General features: G+C 43.9%; 13 protein-coding genes. 12 read left to right on the top strand and 1 reads right to left on the bottom strand.

The window, feature by feature from the left end; translation table 11 throughout:
* The first annotated feature begins 216 nt into the window (after window positions 1-216).
* The 7 genes from MSG35_RS02205 to MSG35_RS02175 all read left to right on the top strand — a co-directional run bounded on the left by MSG35_RS02205 (window position 217) and on the right by MSG35_RS02175 (window position 10892).
* A complete protein-coding gene (locus MSG35_RS02205) occupies window positions 217-1158 on the top strand; it encodes a triacylglycerol lipase (protein WP_248382662.1) in 942 nt (313 codons plus the stop codon).
* Window positions 1159-1196: 38 nt separating this feature from the next.
* Window positions 1197-2084 carry a lipase secretion chaperone gene (locus tag MSG35_RS02200; protein WP_248382661.1) on the top strand — a complete coding sequence of 296 codons (888 nt, stop codon included), beginning with the start codon at window positions 1197-1199 and terminating at the stop codon, window positions 2082-2084.
* A gap of 258 nt (window positions 2085-2342) precedes the next feature.
* Window positions 2343-4364 carry a prolyl oligopeptidase family serine peptidase gene (locus MSG35_RS02195; protein WP_248382660.1) on the top strand — a complete coding sequence of 674 codons (2022 nt, stop codon included), beginning with the start codon at window positions 2343-2345 and terminating at the stop codon, window positions 4362-4364.
* Window positions 4365-6506, top strand: coding sequence for a TonB-dependent hemoglobin/transferrin/lactoferrin family receptor (locus MSG35_RS02190; RefSeq protein WP_248382659.1), 2142 nt, complete (start codon window positions 4365-4367; stop codon window positions 6504-6506).
* 9 nt (window positions 6507-6515) lie between these two features.
* The gene (locus tag MSG35_RS02185; protein ID WP_248382658.1) at window positions 6516-8843 is read left to right on the top strand and encodes a proprotein convertase P-domain-containing protein; all 2328 of its coding nucleotides are present in this window, start codon (window positions 6516-6518) and stop codon (window positions 8841-8843) included.
* Window positions 8844-8847: 4 nt separating this feature from the next.
* Window positions 8848-10332, top strand: a complete 1485-nt coding sequence (locus MSG35_RS02180) for a DUF1566 domain-containing protein (protein ID WP_248382657.1) — start codon at window positions 8848-8850, stop codon at window positions 10330-10332.
* 2 nt (window positions 10333-10334) lie between these two features.
* Window positions 10335-10892 carry a DUF1566 domain-containing protein gene (locus tag MSG35_RS02175; protein WP_050643358.1) on the top strand — a complete coding sequence of 186 codons (558 nt, stop codon included), beginning with the start codon at window positions 10335-10337 and terminating at the stop codon, window positions 10890-10892.
* Between the two features lie 88 nt (window positions 10893-10980).
* On the opposite strand, the gene MSG35_RS02170 is transcribed toward MSG35_RS02175, so the two are convergent.
* Window positions 10981-12624 carry a methyl-accepting chemotaxis protein gene (locus tag MSG35_RS02170; protein WP_248382656.1) on the bottom strand — a complete coding sequence of 548 codons (1644 nt, stop codon included), beginning with the start codon at window positions 12622-12624 and terminating at the stop codon, window positions 10981-10983.
* Between the two features lie 468 nt (window positions 12625-13092).
* On the opposite strand from MSG35_RS02170, the gene MSG35_RS02165 reads away from it, so the two are divergent.
* The 5 genes from MSG35_RS02165 (at window position 13093) to MSG35_RS02145 (ending at window position 19154) form a co-directional block, all read left to right on the top strand.
* Window positions 13093-13914: a phosphate ABC transporter substrate-binding protein gene (locus tag MSG35_RS02165; protein WP_048609800.1), complete on the top strand. Its 822-nt coding sequence runs from the start codon at window positions 13093-13095 to the stop codon at window positions 13912-13914.
* 110 nt (window positions 13915-14024) lie between these two features.
* Window positions 14025-14954: a phosphate ABC transporter permease subunit PstC gene (gene pstC, locus MSG35_RS02160; protein WP_122081231.1), complete on the top strand. Its 930-nt coding sequence runs from the start codon at window positions 14025-14027 to the stop codon at window positions 14952-14954.
* Window positions 14955-14969: 15 nt separating this feature from the next.
* Entirely contained in the window at window positions 14970-15833 is an 864-nt protein-coding gene (gene pstA / locus MSG35_RS02155) for a phosphate ABC transporter permease PstA (protein ID WP_017064256.1), read from the top strand.
* Between the two features lie 90 nt (window positions 15834-15923).
* Window positions 15924-16673 (top strand): phosphate ABC transporter ATP-binding protein PstB, encoded by a 750-nt coding sequence (pstB, locus tag MSG35_RS02150; RefSeq protein WP_248382655.1) that lies wholly within the window; start codon window positions 15924-15926, stop codon window positions 16671-16673.
* 336 nt (window positions 16674-17009) lie between these two features.
* The gene (locus MSG35_RS02145; RefSeq protein ID WP_248382654.1) at window positions 17010-19154 is read left to right on the top strand and encodes a GGDEF domain-containing protein; all 2145 of its coding nucleotides are present in this window, start codon (window positions 17010-17012) and stop codon (window positions 19152-19154) included.
* The last annotated feature ends 22 nt before the right edge of the window (window positions 19155-19176 follow it).

Here is a 19176-nt window from a genome sequence, read left to right as displayed (position 1 = left end):
TATTGAATGAGTAATCTCATTAATATTAACTAAATATTAATTTAATCAATTGCTTATGGTTTAGTTTTTATCACGATTCTGGTCGTCTGATGTTCATCGCACCTGTTTAATTCAAGTTCGCCATCACAAATATCAAGTCGTTACTTTCTATTTTATAAAATCATCATCTACGGTTCTTTTACTCATCAGAGGTCTAATCTGTTTAAGGAAAGAGCATTGAAAAAGATATTAATTTGGACGATAGCCTGCCTATCCAGTTTTGGCGTATATGCCGGAACGAGCGCATCAGCATTAGAAGCCAGCGGATACACTGAAACAAAATACCCCATTATGTTGGTACATGGTCTGTTTGGTTTCGATACATTAGCGGGCGTCGACTATTTCTATGGCGTACCTGAATCCCTAACCAAAGATGGTGCGAGCGTATACGTCGCTCAGGTCTCTGCAACCAATAGTTCTGAGGTCCGTGGTGAACAGTTACTCAGCCAAGTTGAAACGCTGTTAGCTGCAACAGGAGCAAGTAAGGTGAATCTGGTTGGTCATAGCCACGGTGGGCCTACGACTCGTTATGTTGCGTCGGTTCGACCGGATCTTGTTGCTTCAGTGACCAGTATTGGCGGTGTGCATAAAGGTTCTAAGGTTGCTGATCTCGTTAGAGGGAACGTATCTGAAGGCTCTGTCACAGAAGGTATCGCGGTGAAATTAGCAGGTGGATTAACGACACTGATTAACCTTTTATCTGGTGGAACGGATCTCGATCAAGACGGCCTCGCTTCTCTTGAAGCATTGACCACAGAAGGCTCACTAGCATTCAACCAGTTTTACCCTGAGGGCGTTCCGACCTCTGAGTGTGGTGATGGTGAGTGGAAAGCAAGTAACGGCGTTTATTACTATTCATGGACAGGGTCTTCCACTTTTACCAACCTTCTTGATCCTACCGATGGAGCGATGACAATCCTAGGCTTAGCTTTCAATGAACCTAATGACGGGTTAGTAGGAGCATGCAGCGCCCATTTGGGCAAAGTGATTGGTGATGATTACAAAATGAACCACCTAGATGAGATCAATGGGTTATTGGGGATTCACCACTTGTTTGAAACCGACCCTGTAACTCTATATCGTCAACATGCCAATCGATTGAAGTTGGCTGGTTTGTAGTCTGCAAAGCCGTTTAATAAGAAAACAAGGAAAGTATGATGAAAAAGACCGCCATTTTGTCGATAACCACGATAGCCCTGATGAGTACGGCGGCGGTCTTTTTATATCTAAATAATCAAGATACACATACTGACGACGAACAACGCGTCTCCGCATTGAAAGTTGCCTCTCAGAAAGATACCGACATCGATAACGCATCAGCCAAAGACATGATGGAATACTTCGTGTCCGGTAATACCGAACTAACACTTGAAGATATTCGTGACAATGTGGCAAAACACCATGAGCAATCACAAGCTACGATTGTCGATGAAGCACTGTTTGCCAAGTATCTTGAGTACAAGTCGGCACTGATATCGTTGGACGTGCAGTTAGATACCACATCCATTTCCGTTGATGATCTACGTGCACTCAATCAAGCGCTCCTTGACCTTCAAGCTCAGTTCTTCAATGAAAGCGAGATAAGTATTCTGTTTACGCACGACAACAGAATGAGAGAAATCGCCTTAGAAAAGTTACTTCTGAAACAGGAGGGATTAGAGGATGAAGAATACCAACAAAGACTTGAATCCTATTTATCTGAGCAACCTGATTATGTTCAGTCGAGTCACCAGAATCAGGTGTTACTCCAACAACTCTCTAGCTCTGAAGGTCTCAATGAACAGGGTAAATACTTAAAGAGAAGCGAACTTGTTGGTGAAGAAGCAACCCAAAGGCTTGAAGCACTTGATAAACAAAGAGCGGCCTTTGAAGACTCGTTAGAGGTCTACTTCGCAGAACGAAATGATGTTTTGAACGACTTAGCCCTATCAGAAACCGAACAACAAGAGACAATTGCGCAACTTAGAACTGAACATTTCCTACCAGAACAGCTTAGAAGGGTAGAAGCGATTGAAAGAATTCGAGCTAATGAAGCTAAACAGTAAAGTCATTTAGCTTAATTAAGTAAACGATTGCTTATTCTGTAATAAGGTAAATTATTGCTTATAATCAAAATTATCAACTACCTTTCTTCTCCTGAGTAAACATAAATATTTCATAGTAATACAAGACCAATTCATAATTAATTGACGTATCTATCGTGATTAATATCACACATTCATGTAAATGATAATTGATCTCATTATCGTTTGGGTGCAGTATACGCGAAATTTATTAAATTAGCGTATGGATTTGTTGAGTTTATGAAAGTGTTTGTGTTGTTAGCTTTTACTCTTTTACTGATGGGGACGGTCAGTGCTTCCGATCAGTTCTCTTGGCTTAGAGATGATTCCCGTAGCGCGAGCAACGTACTCAACTATCTTAATCAACTAAATAATAAAACTAAGCAATATCAAGAACGTATTCGGTTATTGAGTGAATCCTTGCAAGACAATTGGCAGGACAATCGCCCAGAGAGAGCTGACAAACCGTGGTTTGAAATCGGTGGGTATGAGTATGCGATCCTCAATCACAATGGTGAAAGAGTTTTGTCGTCCCGATTGGTTGGGAATGAAGAATCAACGGAGCTACTTAACCTTGACGATCGATCTACCGGTCTTGATTACTATCAGTTAGCTGGCTGGGCATTAAACTCAACCAGAACACAGCTGGCGATCGCAGAAGATGACACAGGATCAGAACAGTACCGAGTCAGTGTTGTTGATCTTAAAACTCGTCAAGTTACCCCAATTGCGCGGAATGTAGACAGTACACTTGCGTGGTCGAAAGACGATCAATCTCTGTATTTGGTTCAACTTGAGCAACAAACTTCGAGACCTTATGCGCTAACGCAATACTTCTTAGACCAGTCAGAACCAAATCAATTAATTGAAGAACCAGATTCTGCGTGGTTACTGTCGTACTACCTTTCAAGTGATACGCAATTTGCTATCGTTCAGGCAAACAATGAAGATTCAAGTGAGCAACGCCTGTTAAATCTTGATACCGGCGAAATCTCTAAACCTTTCTTACCTCGCAGAACTGGCGTGGAGTACTACGTTGATGTTGTTGGCTCTCGTTTATTCTCAAACAGTAACCATGCTCGCAAGGGATTTGCTTTTTACTCGGTAGCGCTTAATCAAGCATCAAAAATAGATAATTGGAATGCTGTTTTTAAACCGAGTGATGAATCTAGAATCAGTAACTTTCATCTGTTTGAGTCTGGGCCTGTGATCATCACCCAGACTGGTGCGTCTCAATTCTTACAATTCTTCGATAACGACGGCCGTCATCGTTCAAGACAGCTGATAGCAGAACTGGGTCAAGTTGCTTGGGTAAGCCAAGTAGGTGACTACCAAAGTAACAAACTGCACATTCGAAGCATGTCTTTAACTCAGCCAGCGAAGTGGGAGCGGCTGAATACTGACACTCTAAAACGAGAGCTCTTCTCTCAAGATCACTACCCTGAATATCAAAAATCTAACTATTATTCCGAGCAAGTCATCGTCAACTCTGGCGGGGTAGCGATCCCAGTAACTTTGGCGTATCGCAAGGATAAGCTCACGAAGGATACACCTCTGTTTTTGTACGGGTACGGGGCCTACGGAATGACGATGAAGCCTTACTTTATGCCCCAAATCATTAGCCTACTTGATGAGGGCGTGATTTATGCAATTGCACATGTTCGCGGTGGCGGCTTTTATGGTGACGCTTGGTACCAAGCAGGAAAAGGGGTCAAAAAAGAGAATGCTATCTCGGATTTCATTGCTGTAGCTCGAGATTTGACGACATACGATCAAGGTAGACGCCCAATTTACGCTATGGGTGGAAGCGCTGGTGGCACTCTTGTTGCCGCAGCATTAAATCAGGCTCCTGACTTGTTTAATGGTGCAGTCCTTAAAGTCCCCTTTGTCGATGTCGTGAACAGCATGTCTGATTCTGTAATACCTCTAACGGCTCAGCAGTATGGTGAGTGGGGCAATCCAAATATTGCCGATGAATTGAAGGTAATGCAGCAATACGACCCTTATCTGAATCTTAGCGAACAAAACTACCCACCAATATTGATTCAGGTTGGCCTCAATGACCGCCGAGTTCCCTATTGGGAAGGAGCTAAGTATTACGCAAAACTTAGCGAACTAACGACCGGGAGCGGGCCTTATTTATTGTCGACAAACTTTACTCAAGGGCACTCGGCAGACAGGCGACGATCGCAATCGCAACAAGCGTTTGAGTACGCATTTCTTTTATCACTTATCCCAAAAGACATTAAAGCGGAGCAGTAAATGAAGCTTTCCCCCTTATCAGCGGCAGTACTGAGTGTACTTGCTGCCAACCTCGTGCACGCCGAATCTGAGGTTTATCACTTTGAAGAAGTGATCGTAACAGCGAATAAAATAGAACAGCCACTATCCGAAGTCGCTGGGTCAGTGGCTGTGATCACTGGTGAAGAACTAGAGAAAAAGGGTGCAACAGAGCTTTATGATGCAATAAAGAGCGAGCCGGGAGTTAGTGTTTCTGGGGGAGCGGGGCGACCTCAAAACATCACTATCCGCGGAATGACAGGTAACCGTATCTTGATTGTGAAAGACGGAATCAAGTCTGCTGATGGCTTTGGTGCCAATGACATCAATGACAAGATTGGGCGTAACTCGTTTGATATGTCTAACCTAGAAAGTATTGAGGTTATAAAAGGGGCGAGTTCGTCTGTATTTGGCTCAGGTGCTATTGGTGGTGTGGTGGTGGTTCGGACTAAAAAGCCGGGGGACTATTTAGAGGACAAAGATTTCTATAGTGATGTCTCTGCAACCTATACCGGTATCAGTAATAAATATAAAGGTGCAACAAACCTCGCCTTCCGTTCGGGAAAATTCGAAAGCTTGGTTAATCTTTCTTATTGGGAAGGTGAAGAAACACGAAATTTTGATGAAGACTTATATAACCGAGACATAGATGGTGTCGGTGGTGGTTACACCTTGAACTACTGGTCAAGTGATGCCTTGATGCTTAAAGGGAATGTTGAGTACTACAAAGAGAATCTAAGTCGAAAAGAAGGTACCTCTAAGATCCAAAAAGACGGTAAGTGGGACACTGAAGATTTTGACCAACAGTCTTATACTGAGACGTTTTCTGCGTATGCGGGCTTTGAGTATCTGCCCCTAAATTCTTGGTTTGAGGAGTTAGATGCCAAGATATATTGGCGTGATATGACTAATGAGGACACAACGAATCGTTTGATGTCTCGAACCAACAACAACGTTTCCGAGCTTCGTAGAACGATTGATGTTCGTGGTTTCACAGATCAACTTCTTGGTGCTAACGCCGATTTTATTAGCGCATTCCAACATCAAAACATGATCCATACCTTGTCTTATGGCATGAGCATGGAAACCAACCTCCATGAGCGTCCAAGTCAATCTTCTGTTTTAGACTGGAACGGAGTGTCACTTAACGCGGATGTCCCTTTTGCTCCAGCTCGCTCGTACAACTTTGCTGCATTTGTTCGTGATGCGATTGAAATTGATCAGTGGACGGTGACGGCAGGTGCCCGTTTTGATTTACACCAGTTGAAACCTGAGTCACAGAGCACGATCAATGGCTACGAAGTGAAGGAACAAAGCTCTAGCGAGTTCTCACCTAGCTTATCGGTGAGTTATCAGTTAACAGAATCTCTCAACACATACCTTTCGTACAACCACGGCTTTAGAGCTCCGGGTTATGACAAAATTTATGGTTATCAAAACCATGACTTTGTCCCAATTACCCCATTTGTCATTGTGCCTAATATGGACCTAGAGGCCGAAACCAGTGATTCGTTTGAGCTAGGTAGTAAGTTTGATAATGGCCCAACTCAGTTATACGCCGCCGTTTTCTATCAGAAGTTCGATAATTTTATCGACGTTAAACAGATCACGTTTGTGCCTGACTCAAATACAGGCAACTACTACAAGCAGTATCAAAACGTAAATGGAGTCGAGACGTACGGCATCGAAGCGTCAATTGCGCATCGTTTGAGTGACTTTTGGAGTGTGAGTACCAAAGTCGGTTTTGTTGATGGTGAAGATGAGGATGGAGAAAAAGTTCGCACATTAACCCCTTGGGAAGGCAATGCCGAGGTGACTTATGACGACAACATGTTCTCCGCTTACGCGATGGTTAATTGGGCTCAAGCTATGGATAGCGTACCTCTGTGTGAAGATGATTTAGGTATCGTTACTGACTGTGCGACCACTTCTGGCTGGGCAAGTGTCGACTTGGGAGTCAGTTACTCTTGGAATTTTGGTTTGGATGTTAGCGCCAATGTGATGAATCTATTCGACAAAGAATATATCCGATACCAAGACGTTGCGGGTATTGCGGACAACAATAAAATTTACTCCACAGAACCTGGCCGCTACTTCACCGTTAACGCCAAGTATGCGTTTTAAGGAGGGTATATGAAAAAGAGCCCTCTATACCTCACTTTGTTCTTGGTTTCAGCAGCCAGTAGCGCTGCCGAGTGGGATTACCCAATTGATAATACTGTTGTGACAACGCAACAGGAAGCCAAAGCCTATTTAGAACAAGCTTACCCTGAGGTTGGTACGTTTAGGTTTCGTTATCAAACTCAGTCTAAGTTGGGGCACCACTACAACTTCGATGTATTGATCGAAGGCGAGTACCAACAACAGAAGTCTGTGGTGTTATCAACCAACATAGACGAGCAGGTTTCGCGAGTCTTCAGGAGTCTGGAAAATACCGTATTACTCAATGGAATTCCGACAACGGCAGCTGAGCTTGAAGTTCCTCGTTTGCTAGAAGCTGAGCGAGCGCCAAGCTTAAGCAGCGGGCAAGTGGTTTCGACGCATGTAAATGTATTCAGTCCAGATTTGAGAACTATGGACAAAGCTGCACCACCAGAATCTTTACTTACCGATGTTAGCCAATACCCGAGTCTTCCACATTATGTACAAACTGATGTGGAGGTTTTGAACCACAGCGATGGTATCTACCTTACCAATGATCGTGTCTCTCAGGTTGATGCAGCTGCCTTATATTCGATTGATACTGGCTCGGGTGCTGTAACGAACCGTGATGCTTCAAATTTCCTCGCAGCTGAAGGTGTCGCTAAGTTTACTGACCTAGCTGAACTACAAAATGTAGATTGGCAAGATACACGATTCCCGCAATTAATGGTTTTCGCTCACCTTGATCAATCTTTGCGTTATATCAGCAACTTGGGCTTCGATCTGTTTGAAGAGCAACTTGAGTTCGATGGCAGAGGTTTATCCGCAGATAACTCGACCTATTACTATGGCCCCAAAGCCGCTTTGTTTGGTATCGGTGGAGGATCTCCTGATGCACTAGATGGTGATGTGATCCTGCATGAGCTGGGGCATGGGATTCATTATCACATAGTAAAAGATTGGGCTTATGGTCATACCGGCGCAATCGGTGAAGGTTTTGGTGATTACTGGGCGGGTAGTTTTAGCTTTCGTACTCAATATGAAAATGCTCAAACTCGTGGACAAGAGTTCGAGATCGATACCGTCTTTAACTGGGATGGATACTTCGGGGTCAGGAATACCACTCGCAGCCTATGGAACCAGAGAGCACGTTACTTTAGACAAGCGGAATATCGCCCTCATGAAAGCGTTGCGGGTGAGCTAGGTGATGAGCTTTGGTCAACGCCTTTGTTCCAGGCTCTGAAAGCATCGGTTGAACAATATGGTGAGCTCGCTTTTAAAGAGTTCGATTCAATTGTACTCGAATCTATGTACGGGGTTGGTCGTGGGTTGAAGATGCACAATCTAGCTGAGAGCACGCTGTTTGTGGCTCAAAAACTGTATCCAAATCGCGATTATGCCGAAATATTGAAGCAAAAATTTGATGTGCATGGGCTGGTAATAGAGGCGTTTAAGGTTGAAGTTGCTAGCCGCTATGTTGATCCAGAAAAAGCGCTAGCGATCGAGTTGTATCCCACGCTCAGACAGGCACAGGTCGACGGTCAGGTCAAAATATCGACATTAACACAGCCATTCGTTAGCGATCCGGTTAACCAGCTGTTGATAGAGGCAAAACTTCCTACTGGTGAGGTTTGTGGTTCGTCAGTCATCATGAATACGAGCGTCGATTATCAATACAGCGACGCTTTGAAATCACAAAACTGGCAGCATAATTTGTCACTTGTTTATGGGTTACCTGTCCTCGAACCTGATATCAAAGAAATGAACGGCTATCTTCCAGACAGCAGATTGAGCTCAACAAATCAGCCGATCGTTGGGTTTAAAACATTTAATTTTACCCTAAATGGAGCGGTTCAAACGGCAGACGAAAACTTCGGAGTGTACCTAGAGATCGGTCACCCTCGATTGAGTGATTTAGTGGTCACCTTGATTTCACCTAGAGGGACACGGATAGATTTACTTAACCATAAATCGACGCGATTTTCTGGCTTTGATGGTTACTTCACACTCAAGCATGACTCGATTCTAGATTCGTTTAAGGGGGAGCCTATTAACGGATCTTGGCGCTTAGAAGTTGCCGATTATGTGAATGGTGAAACTGGGCACTTAAAACGGTGGGGGCTTGGCACGATTTCGAAATACGAATGTGGAGAAACAACGACTTCACCACAAGAACCAACAGCTACCAGTGGCTCTTCTGGTGGTTCTGCTTCACTCATATCAATTCTATTCATGTCCTTGCTCTCGTTCGGCAGGTCATTTGGTACGCGTTACTTGTCTCTAACGGCAAGGCTCTTTAAAAACAAAACAAGAAGATAACTCTATGAAACCTCAATTGACAATTTTGGCCATCTCTTTGGCTCTTGCTGGCTGCGGTGGTTCGGGCGGTTCCGATACCTCTGCATCTGCAGCGCCAACCTATACCGTGTCAGGTACAGTGACAGCACAGAATGTAGACTTGCAAAGTCAGGTCTGCGCAGACATAAACCAGAACTACATGTGTGACAGCGGAGAGCCTAGTTCAACAGCTAACGCGAATGGTGAATTTAGTATTACCAGTACTAAAAAATCGATTTTATCGGTGCCTTTGTTAGCACAAGTCGATACGGGGATTGCTGCAAATAGTGCAAGTGGTTCTGCATCTTCTTACGCTTACATAGCGGCACCTGGTTTACAAAAAAACGCTGGGAATGAGATCAATGGTATTAGCTCATTACTGGCTGGTTATGTTGCGGATGGATTGACGGTTACTGAGGCCAACAGCAAGTTAAAAGCGCAGTTGGCGAAAAGTGGCATCTCTATTTCTGGTGACATACAAGATGATTTATCTGCGTCTGAGCTCGCGAGTTTGGAGCAAAATATTGTATCAACAATTAAGGCGTTTAAGCACTCGAATCGTGCATTCATGCTCGCTCAGTTGAGTGCGAAGTTTGATAAGAGTGCGGCTGATTATGTCAATGGAGTACTGACTAATGAAGAGGTTGTCGCTTTTGCAAACTTCTTAGAGGGTGAATTGAAAGCTGCGACAGCATTGAATGATACCGGTGTCATACGTTACTTCTCTGATATTGATGACACACAAGATGTGGCAGAACCACAGAGCTCATTCCCCGGTCAAGATGTAGAGTATGGTTTTGATAAAACCGAGTTGAATACGAACACTGGCAATGGTTTTCAGTACGCGAAGTTGGATGCTAATGGTCAGGTGCTTGCCGATGATGCAGCAGAGTGGTCTTGCGTTTTGGATCAACGCAGTGGCTTGATTTGGGAATCGAAAACGGATGATGAAAACTCGATTCAACACAAAGACCGCTTATTAGCCCTTGAACTACCTGGAGTAGTAACGCCTTACGATCAGGATGTTGATCTAGCAACGTGTAATACCAAAGGCGATCAAGTTTGTACGACCCAAGATTACGTGGAGCACATTAACTCAATTAACTTATGTGGAAAATCTGACTGGCGTTTACCAACATTTCATGAATTTTATAATCTACTCGACTTTGGTGAGACAGAAACCAACTCGGATGGTAAGGCTTACGGTTTAACTTATAAGTACTTCCCCCACCAAACGGCTGGGATCGACTACACAAGCTATATAGGGTCGGTATGGAATCAATCCATTATTTATAATCAGTACAGTAATACTGCCGTTGATGGGGGCTTCTATTACAACGAAATTGGCACCCTTGGCGGCGATCGTGGATACATCAGTTCTCTCGAAATTTACTCTGGCGACGTTGATTCTTCAGACAATTACGATTCATACCAATTTCCAGCTCGTTTAGTTTCACTACAAGGTAAATAGCGATGAAAAATTTATTAACCATTACTTTGATTGGTCTATTTTCTGCGGGTGCAATAGCACAAGAGTGCAGCTTGAATATCGAAAAATCAGCTCCAAGTACGCGTTACATTGCGAATGATAATGGGACGTTTAGCGATGAACTGACTGGATTAACTTGGATGCGTTGTCAACTAGGTAAAACTTGGGATACGAAGACATTAGCTTGTAGTGGACCTGCTGAAACGTACCATTGGCAAAGTGCGCTCTCCATGGTTGAATCAATTAATGACCAGAGTGGTAGCCATGTGTTACATCAGTTTGCAGGCGTAAAAGAATGGCGCATGCCAAACATCAAAGAGTTGGTATCATTAAAAGAGGTGGCTTGTCACTCTCCAGCAATAAGTCACAAGGTGTTCGGTGATACGTTTAACGTTGAAGTCGGAAACTTAGCTTCATTTATTTGGAGCTCAACGCCTGCAGGTGGTGGACAGAGCGTGATGACGTTTGATTCGATTAATGGTGAGGTTTACCAGTATAACGCTGCACAATATAAATTTAGCGTCTTATTAGTTGCAGAATAATTTAATGGAAATGTTCTGAATAAAAAGGCCGTGGTTCTCCACGGCCTTTTAGGTTTTGGTATTTAGGTCTTAACTTAAACCTTAAACCCTAGACCTTAAAATAATCCAACTGCTGCTTCTGTTGTTCGGCTAGGTTAGATAGCTCGTGGCTTGCTGCTGCGGCTTGAGTAATGCCGGTTACGTTTTGGCTTACTAGGCTGTAGATATTTGAGATATTACGGTTGATGTCTGAGGTTACTTGGCTTTGCTCTTCGGCGGCAGAGGCAACCTGAGTGTTAATCTCAGTCATGTCCGTCACCGAGTTAGCAATGCCTGAAAGCGCCGCGCTTACTTCACCTGCAAGAGCTTGGTTGTGTTCTAGCATCGTCAGTGAGCTGCTCATGCTTTCATTCGCGTTACCGGATTGAATCTGCAAACCTTCAATGATGGTTTGGATCTCTTTGGTTGAATCTTGTGTACGTGCCGCTAGCATTCGGACTTCATCAGCAACCACTGCGAAACCACGGCCGCTTTCACCTGCACGAGCTGCTTCAATTGCTGCGTTAAGTGCAAGCAGGTTAGTTTGTTCAGAGATACTTTGAATTACCTCAATCACTTTACCAATCTGTTCAGAGTGCTCTTTTAGCGTGCCCACTACATTTGCAGCTTCGCTTAGTTGAATCGCCATCTGTTCGTTAGCTTTGTTGCTTTCATTAAACAAGCTCATGCTGTGTGTCGCCATTTCGTCAGCTTGCTTAGACGCTGAGTCGGCTTGTACTGCGTTCTCATTAACGTGTGCTGCCGTGCTTTCTAATTGGTTTACAGCAGAAGCAACTTGTTCTACTTCTTGCTTCTCTTGGTCTGAATTAACGCTCGATTGTGTCATGACTGCTGCTAACTCTGTCGACGCAGAAGCCACTTCGATACTGATTCGAGACAGCGAGCTTACCGTGTCACGCAGTTGTTCAACAGACTGGTTTACGTCTTGCGCTAGGCGTGAGATTTCGTTGTCGCCATACTCTTCTGCTTTAACTAACAAATTACCTTTTGCTACTTCTCGCATGGTTTCTTGAATGTTGCTGATCGGCTTAACAATGATGCCAGCCAGCGTCCAACTGATAATTAGAGCTACAGACAGGATCACCAACAGTGCAATGGTCGCAGTAGTCAGTGTGCTAGCGTGTTGCTGGCCGTTGATGTCGACCTCTTGAGTAGCAAGCAAGTTCAGCTTCTTAGACAGAGTGTTGATCGCTTGCACCATTTCATTACCCGCGTGCCGGTATTGGTCGATTGCGATCTGGTAGCGGTTTTCAAAATCTGAAGAGAGTGATGTATCGCCGTGTTTCGCTCTTAATAGAGGAAGCATGGTGGTGCGAGAAAAGTCGACATAGTGATTCATCGCTTTGTTCATCGCCGCTACTTCATCTTGCATGCCTGGCACTGTGTCTAATGAATTCAGTAGGCGAGTATTCTGATCACGTTTTTGGTTTAGTGTTTCAACCAGTGTTTTTACGTCATCAGCATTGAATAGACTGTAAATCGCTTTGATACGCATGCCATAGCTGTTGTCGACGATTTCGCTAAGTTCTTCTTTATGTAAGATTAATTGGTCGGTTGCTACTGACACATCTTTGAATGCACTTTCTAGCTTTTCACCACCGATAATGACACCGGCTAAAAGTAAAACGACGGAAAATAGTACGGGTATAAGAATTTGTATTTTGATTGATAAGCCACTGAGAAGTTGGCGCATGTAATGTCCCTCTTTGAATAAATAAATGAGCAGAAGCAATTGTTATTATTGTAATTAGCAGGTGATTCTAACTTCTGAGAATGACAATTCAATCAGTAATGAATTCGATTTTGATATATGAGATAGATATTTGATAAATTTTGAATATTTATTGTACAAACAAGGCTTTAGCCATTTTTAAGGTAGGGTTATTTGGTACAGAACCTTGTGTGGTATTAGGTAATAAAAGGGATGGCGAGATATTGAGCGGTTTAGCTTAAATAGGTTGGAATGAATTTTCGGTGCCTATGAGTGGGGCTAATTTATTACTTTAAGGCTATTTGGTAGGGGAGAAACAAGAAAAAAAATTGTAGTTGTCATATAGGCTTCAATTAAGTGAAACACAACTGTCATATTCAGATTCTAAAGTAGGCCTCGTTCAAGCAAAACACAACATTACGGCAATAACGCCACTAAAGGAAATTTGTGATGAAAAAGACAGTTATCGGTGCAATCGCACTACTAGGCGCTCTAACAGTGAATACAGCTTCAGCTAAAGAAACTATCTCTGTAGTTGGCTCTAACAGTGCTTCTCCACTGGTTGAAGTTTTTGCAGAAACCTACATGAATAAAGGCGAACCAGTGTTCATCGAAATTCAAGCACCAGGTTCTTCTGCAGGCATCAAAGCAGCCAAAAATGGAAGTGCTGACCTTGGTATCTCTTCTCGTGACCTAAAAGAAGAAGAGAAAACAGCTGACCTGAAAGAGCTAGTTATCGCTCGTGACGGTATCGCAGTTGTTGTTAACCCGAACAACGAAGTATCTGCTCTGACTGCTGAGCAAATCACTTCAATCTACAAAGGCGACATCACTAACTGGAAAGATGTTGGCGGTGCTGACAAGCCAATCGTAGCAATCACTCGTGATACTGCATCTGGTACACGTGGTGCATTCGAAGACATCATGAAGCTTAAGAAGAAGATTGGCGATAAGAAAGTATCGGCTATCTCTCAACGTGCACAAGTTGCAAACGGTAACGGCGCACTTAAAGTTTCTGTAGCAAGCAACCCATACGCTATCGGCTTTATCTCTCTAGGTACAGTTGACGAATCTGTTCAAGCTCTAACTATCGACGGCGCTGCTGCGACTGTAGACAACGTTAAGAACGGTTCTTACAAAGTTGCTCGTCCTTTCCTAGTTCTTTACAAAGATGGCGCTCCATCAGCTGAAACTCAACAATTCCTAGACTGGATGGTTGCAGACGAAGCTCAAGCTATCTCAGCTAAAAAAGGCTACATCACAGTTAACTAATCTTAACTGACTCAATCTTATTATTGCTCAGCCTGCTTTAGGCTGAGCCTTTTCTTTCAACTTTGTTTATTTCGAGCTCTTATTGAGCCACAAAGTTTGAGATTTTATATATGACCATCGCAAATAGTGAAAAGCTTATGAATACTGAAGCGACTCAAATCAACAAGCCAAGTCTACGTGCTAAGAAGCGCATCGACTGGAGAGAAAGAATCTTCCACGGCTTGTTCTTATCGAGTGCTGTAATCGGCATCGTATCACTAGCCGTTATCGCTTACTTTATCGTTGCAGAGAGTATCCCTGCATTCCAAGAGGCCGGTGTTTCTGGCATCGTTCTGGGTGTTGACTGGTTACCTCCAGCTCTATTCGGTGTTGCAACTATGATTGTTGCATCGATTGTTTCGACACTTGGAGCTGTAGTTGTTGGTGTACCAGTTGGTGTATTAACCGCTATTTTTATTGCTGAGATTGCTCCAAAGCGTCTTGCAGATATTATTCGACCAGCAGTTGAGCTTCTAGCGGGTATCCCGTCGGTAGTTTACGGCTTCTTCGGTCTAGTAATTATCGTTCCAATGATTCAGAACGTTTTCCAAGTACCAGCGGGTAACACTATCCTAGCGGGTATCATTGTTCTGGGTATCATGATTCTTCCTACCGTTATCACGGTTTCTGAAACTTCGATTCGTGCTGTACCTCGCACATACAAAGAAGGTTCACTTGCACTGGGTGCTTCGAAAATCTACACGATTTTTAAGCTACTCGTTCCTGCTGCACGTTCAGGCATTATGACTGGTGTGATTTTGGGTATTGGTCGCGCACTTGGCGAAACCATGGCAATCATCATGGTTATGGGTAACGCGCCAGCAATGCCAGAAGGCATTTTGGACTCTGCTCGTACGCTAACAGCAAACATTGCAATTGAAATGTCTTACGCAAGTGGCGTTCACGCTAGCGCATTGTACGCAACGGGTGTTGTACTTCTAGTGTTCATCATGATGTTAAATGGTGCTCTACTTTACCTTAACCGTGAAAAAGCGAAGTAGGCGAGGATAAGTAATATGGATCGCGTAAAACTAAAACAAGCACGTCAAACCAAAGATAACATCCTGAAAGGCTTTATCTGGGCAGCTGCGGCTGTAACCGTTGGTTTCTTATTCTGGATTATTTGGTACATCCTATCGAACGGTCTGCAATACGTAGATTGGAACTTCATCACTGACGATTACACTCGTACTGGTGAAGAACGTGGTATTTTCCCAATGATCATTGCCACGATCTACATGGTAATCGCATCGATTGCGGTAGCCGCGCCACTGGGCATCATGACGGCGATATACTTAACTGAATATGCGAAAGTCGGTAGCCGATTGGTGAAAGTTATTCGATTCTGTACTGAGTCGTTAGCTGGTATCCCATCGATCATCTTTGGTCTGTTTGGTATGACCTTCTTTGTTTCGATTCTTGGTCTTGGCTTCTCGATTCTGTCGGGTGCACTAACGCTAAGTATCCTGATTCTTCCTGTAATCATTCGTACTACAGAAGAAGCATTGATGGCAGTGCCACAAACTTACCGCGAAGGCTCATATGGCCTTGGCGCTTCAAAAATCTACACTATCTGGCGTTTGATCTTACCAAGCGCAATGCCAGGTATCTTAACTTCGGTCATTCTTAGTATTGGTCGTGTAATTGGCGAATCAGCACCTGTATTTTTGACAGCAGGTATGGTGGCACGTGTTCCTGAGTCGGTATTCGATTCTGGCCGTACACTAACGGTTCACCTATATAAGCTGACAACAGAGCTATTTACTATCGATGAGTGGAACCAAGCCTACGGCACGGCGACAGTCCTAATCGTACTGGTTCTCTTGATCAACATGGTTACAAAACTGATTGCGAGACGCTTCAACACGGCAACTTACTAAGCTCATTAGCTGGCTCATCAATAAAGAGAGCCCCCGTGATAAAGAAAGCATCAAGTTAGACACGAATTTAAGAATTTAGAGATTACGAACATGAACAAATTTGATATTGAGAACCTAGACCTGTTTTACGGCGACAACCAAGCGCTTAAATCTATCAACCTGCCAATTCCTACTCGTCAGGTTACGGCACTGATTGGCCCATCAGGTTGTGGTAAGTCAACGCTACTACGTTGCTTGAACCGCATGAATGACCTAATTGAAGGCGTTACTATCAAAGGTAAGCTGGATATGGATGGTACAAACATCTACGGTAATATTGATGTGGCTGACCTACGTATTCGCGTAGGTATGGTATTCCAAAAGCCAAACCCATTCCCAATGAGCATCTACGAGAACGTGGCTTACGGCTTGCGTGCTCAAGGCATCAAAGACAAGAAGCACATTGATGAAGTAGTAGAAAGTTCACTGCGCAGTGCAGCACTTTGGGACGAAGTAAAAGATCGTCTTAAAGCACACGCATTTGGCTTGTCTGGTGGTCAGCAACAACGTCTATGTATCGCTCGTACAATTGCAATGGAACCGGATGTAATCCTGATGGATGAACCTACATCGGCTCTTGACCCAATCGCGACGCACAAGATTGAAGAATTGATGGAAGACCTGAAGAAAGACTTCACTATCGTTATCGTAACGCACTCAATGCAGCAAGCGCGTCGTATTTCAGACCGTACTGCTTTCTTCCTAATGGGAGAGCTTGTAGAGCACAACGAAACGAGTGTTATCTTCAGCGAACCAAGAGATGATCGTACTAAAGGTTACGTAAACGGTGACTTTGGTTAATTGATTATTTAAGTGCTGTGTTTGGCCTATTAGCAAAACCAGCACGCTAACTGATACGCAGGTTAGATAATCGAATAGATCGACAGAATTATCACTATAACTATAAGCGATGGAAGTTTTGCCCCACTTTATGTGGGGCTTTTTTATGCCTTTAAAAAATCCTCAATGTCGATGAAATTTTGGGCAGGAAATCCCATTTTTGTAGTCCTTCTCATGCTTGTGATAATGTAAAAAGTGAAATTGCGACCCGCTTAACATCTCATTTTTAGTTACATTGATTGCATATTAAGGCTTCTGTATTTTTGCTGTATTCTCAATAGCCAATGGACGGAAGCTGTGCCTGTAAAAGCCTTTGCAAAACAAATATCTGCTACGCGCGATCACCGTTTATTGGCAGAGTCTCTTTTTGAGTACTTGGCTAAAATGCTTGCTCCAAAAGGGATTGGGATATTTGCTGAGCCGATACCGGAAAGCGATTCGTTGCCGTTGTTTTGTTACGGTGAATTAACCTCTCTTGAGAATTACCCCTTTACATTTTGGCCTTGGGTTTCACAGTTCGATACCGCAGACGGTGTTTTACCTATGGCAATCAATACCTGTAACTGGGATCACATAAAAGTGCTCGGTGGGGAGTCGTTCATCATGATGCTCGACAATGCGCCTGCCTGCAGAACTTATTTAATTGTTCAAAATTGCGATGCCGAAAAGATCAATCAAACCTTCGACCAAGATCTAGATGTTCTTCAACTTGCCGCCGCTCGTTGGCAGTGTATTCGTGCTGAGAAGAACGCGGCACTTGAGATCAAACACAGAGACACACGTGAAGCTCAATACCTTGATGAGATTAAGCTTCGTGAACTGTTTGTCGAGAACATGAAGCTAGTTCATCAGGTGGCGTTAGAGCTTTCTAATCCCGAAACTTTAGATGCACTCTATAAAGCATCAGTAGAAGCCGTACGCGATCGCCTAGGCTTTGATCGTGCGATCTTCATGTTGCTTGATATGAAAAAGCGCTGCTTTAGTGGTACTTACGGCACTGATGAAACGGGTAAAACCAACAGCGAACATCATACTCAATATGATTTACACCAGCTTGAAGCCGAATACATTGAGGCGCTGTCTGACAACCACACCAACTTAGTCATTATTGAACAAGCGCCACTCTACACCGAAGGCAAGGTGGTGGGGCAGGGCTGGAATGGGATGCTTATCTTGCGTGAAGGGGATAAACCGGTCGGCTGGATTGCGATGGATAACTACATCCACCGTTCACCCATTACCAATTATCAAAAGCAGATGCTTGAGTCCTTCGGCTCGCTGCTCTCTCAGATATACATTCGTAAACGCCAAGAACAGAACATACGCATGCTGCACTCGAGCATGGTTGAGTTGTCTCGCTGCGACAGTGTTAGTGAGGTGTGTAAGTCTGCGGTTAGCTTTGCTATTCAACACTTAGGCATCGACCGATTGGCGGTTTTCCTGACGGATAAGAATTGCAGCTACATGCAAGGTACATGGGGCACCGACATAAAAGGCGATATTGTCGACGAGTCCTACTATCGTTCAGAGCTGGTGGAGCGCAACATTGTTTCAGCGGCTCGCGCTTGTCCTAATCAGGTCGCATTTGAAGAATCAGTGCCGATTTATCATGACTTTAATATTGTTGGGGTAGGTTGGACGGCCATGACCATGCTCACCACCAATACAGGTGAGCCGATTGCGTTTATTGCCGCTGATAACTTGTTAACACGCAGCCCTTTAACTTCCCAGCTTCGCGAAGTGATTCGTATCTTTGCCTCTAGCCTCGCAGAGGTGTTGCAAAGAACCATGGCGCAAGAGGAGCTTAAAAAGCTCAATGAAACGCTTGAGCAAGAGGTCAGTAAACGCACTCAAGAGCTTGAACGAGCCAATGAACAGTTGGATATCATTTCTAAATTAGACCCGCTGACGCGCCTTGGAAACCGCCGTATGTTGTCGCAAGTGTTAGAAGATTTGAACTGCGACGATCAAGGAGCGTTTGCCACACAACATGAAGTCACATTTGGATTGATCCTTGTCGACCTAGACCACTTTGGTTTGTACAACAGTGTTTATGGCCATACCGAAGGTGACGCTGCTTTACGCTCGATAGGTAAGATACTGAATAACCATGTTTATAGTGAACAAGAGACTTTCTGCCGTATTGGGGGAGAGGAGTTTATGTTGTTGATGATCGGCACCAACCATTCTGAGACCAAGCGGCGAGCAGAGTCGATCCGAAAATGTATTGAAGAGGCGAAGATCCTCCATTGTGAAAGCAGTACCAGCAAGTATCTAACCGCGTCTGTCGGGTATGCATCGATAACTTCTGATCAGCACCAGTTTGACTTCGACCTACTGTATGGCAAGGCAGACAAAGCCTTGTATCAAGCCAAAGACTCAGGGCGAAATCGGATCGTTTCTGCGTTGAAACGTAAAAAGGTCGCAGTTTCAATTTCCTAGTGTGGTATCTGTTTTTTCCTAG

Origin of the sequence: Vibrio sp. 1CM23M (assembly GCF_023161755.1) — a bacterium.
Lineage (GTDB): Bacteria > Pseudomonadota > Gammaproteobacteria > Enterobacterales > Vibrionaceae > Vibrio > Vibrio coralliirubri.
The sequence above is the reverse complement of the archived record's forward strand: the minus strand, read 5'-3'. Positions and strand labels throughout refer to the sequence as shown.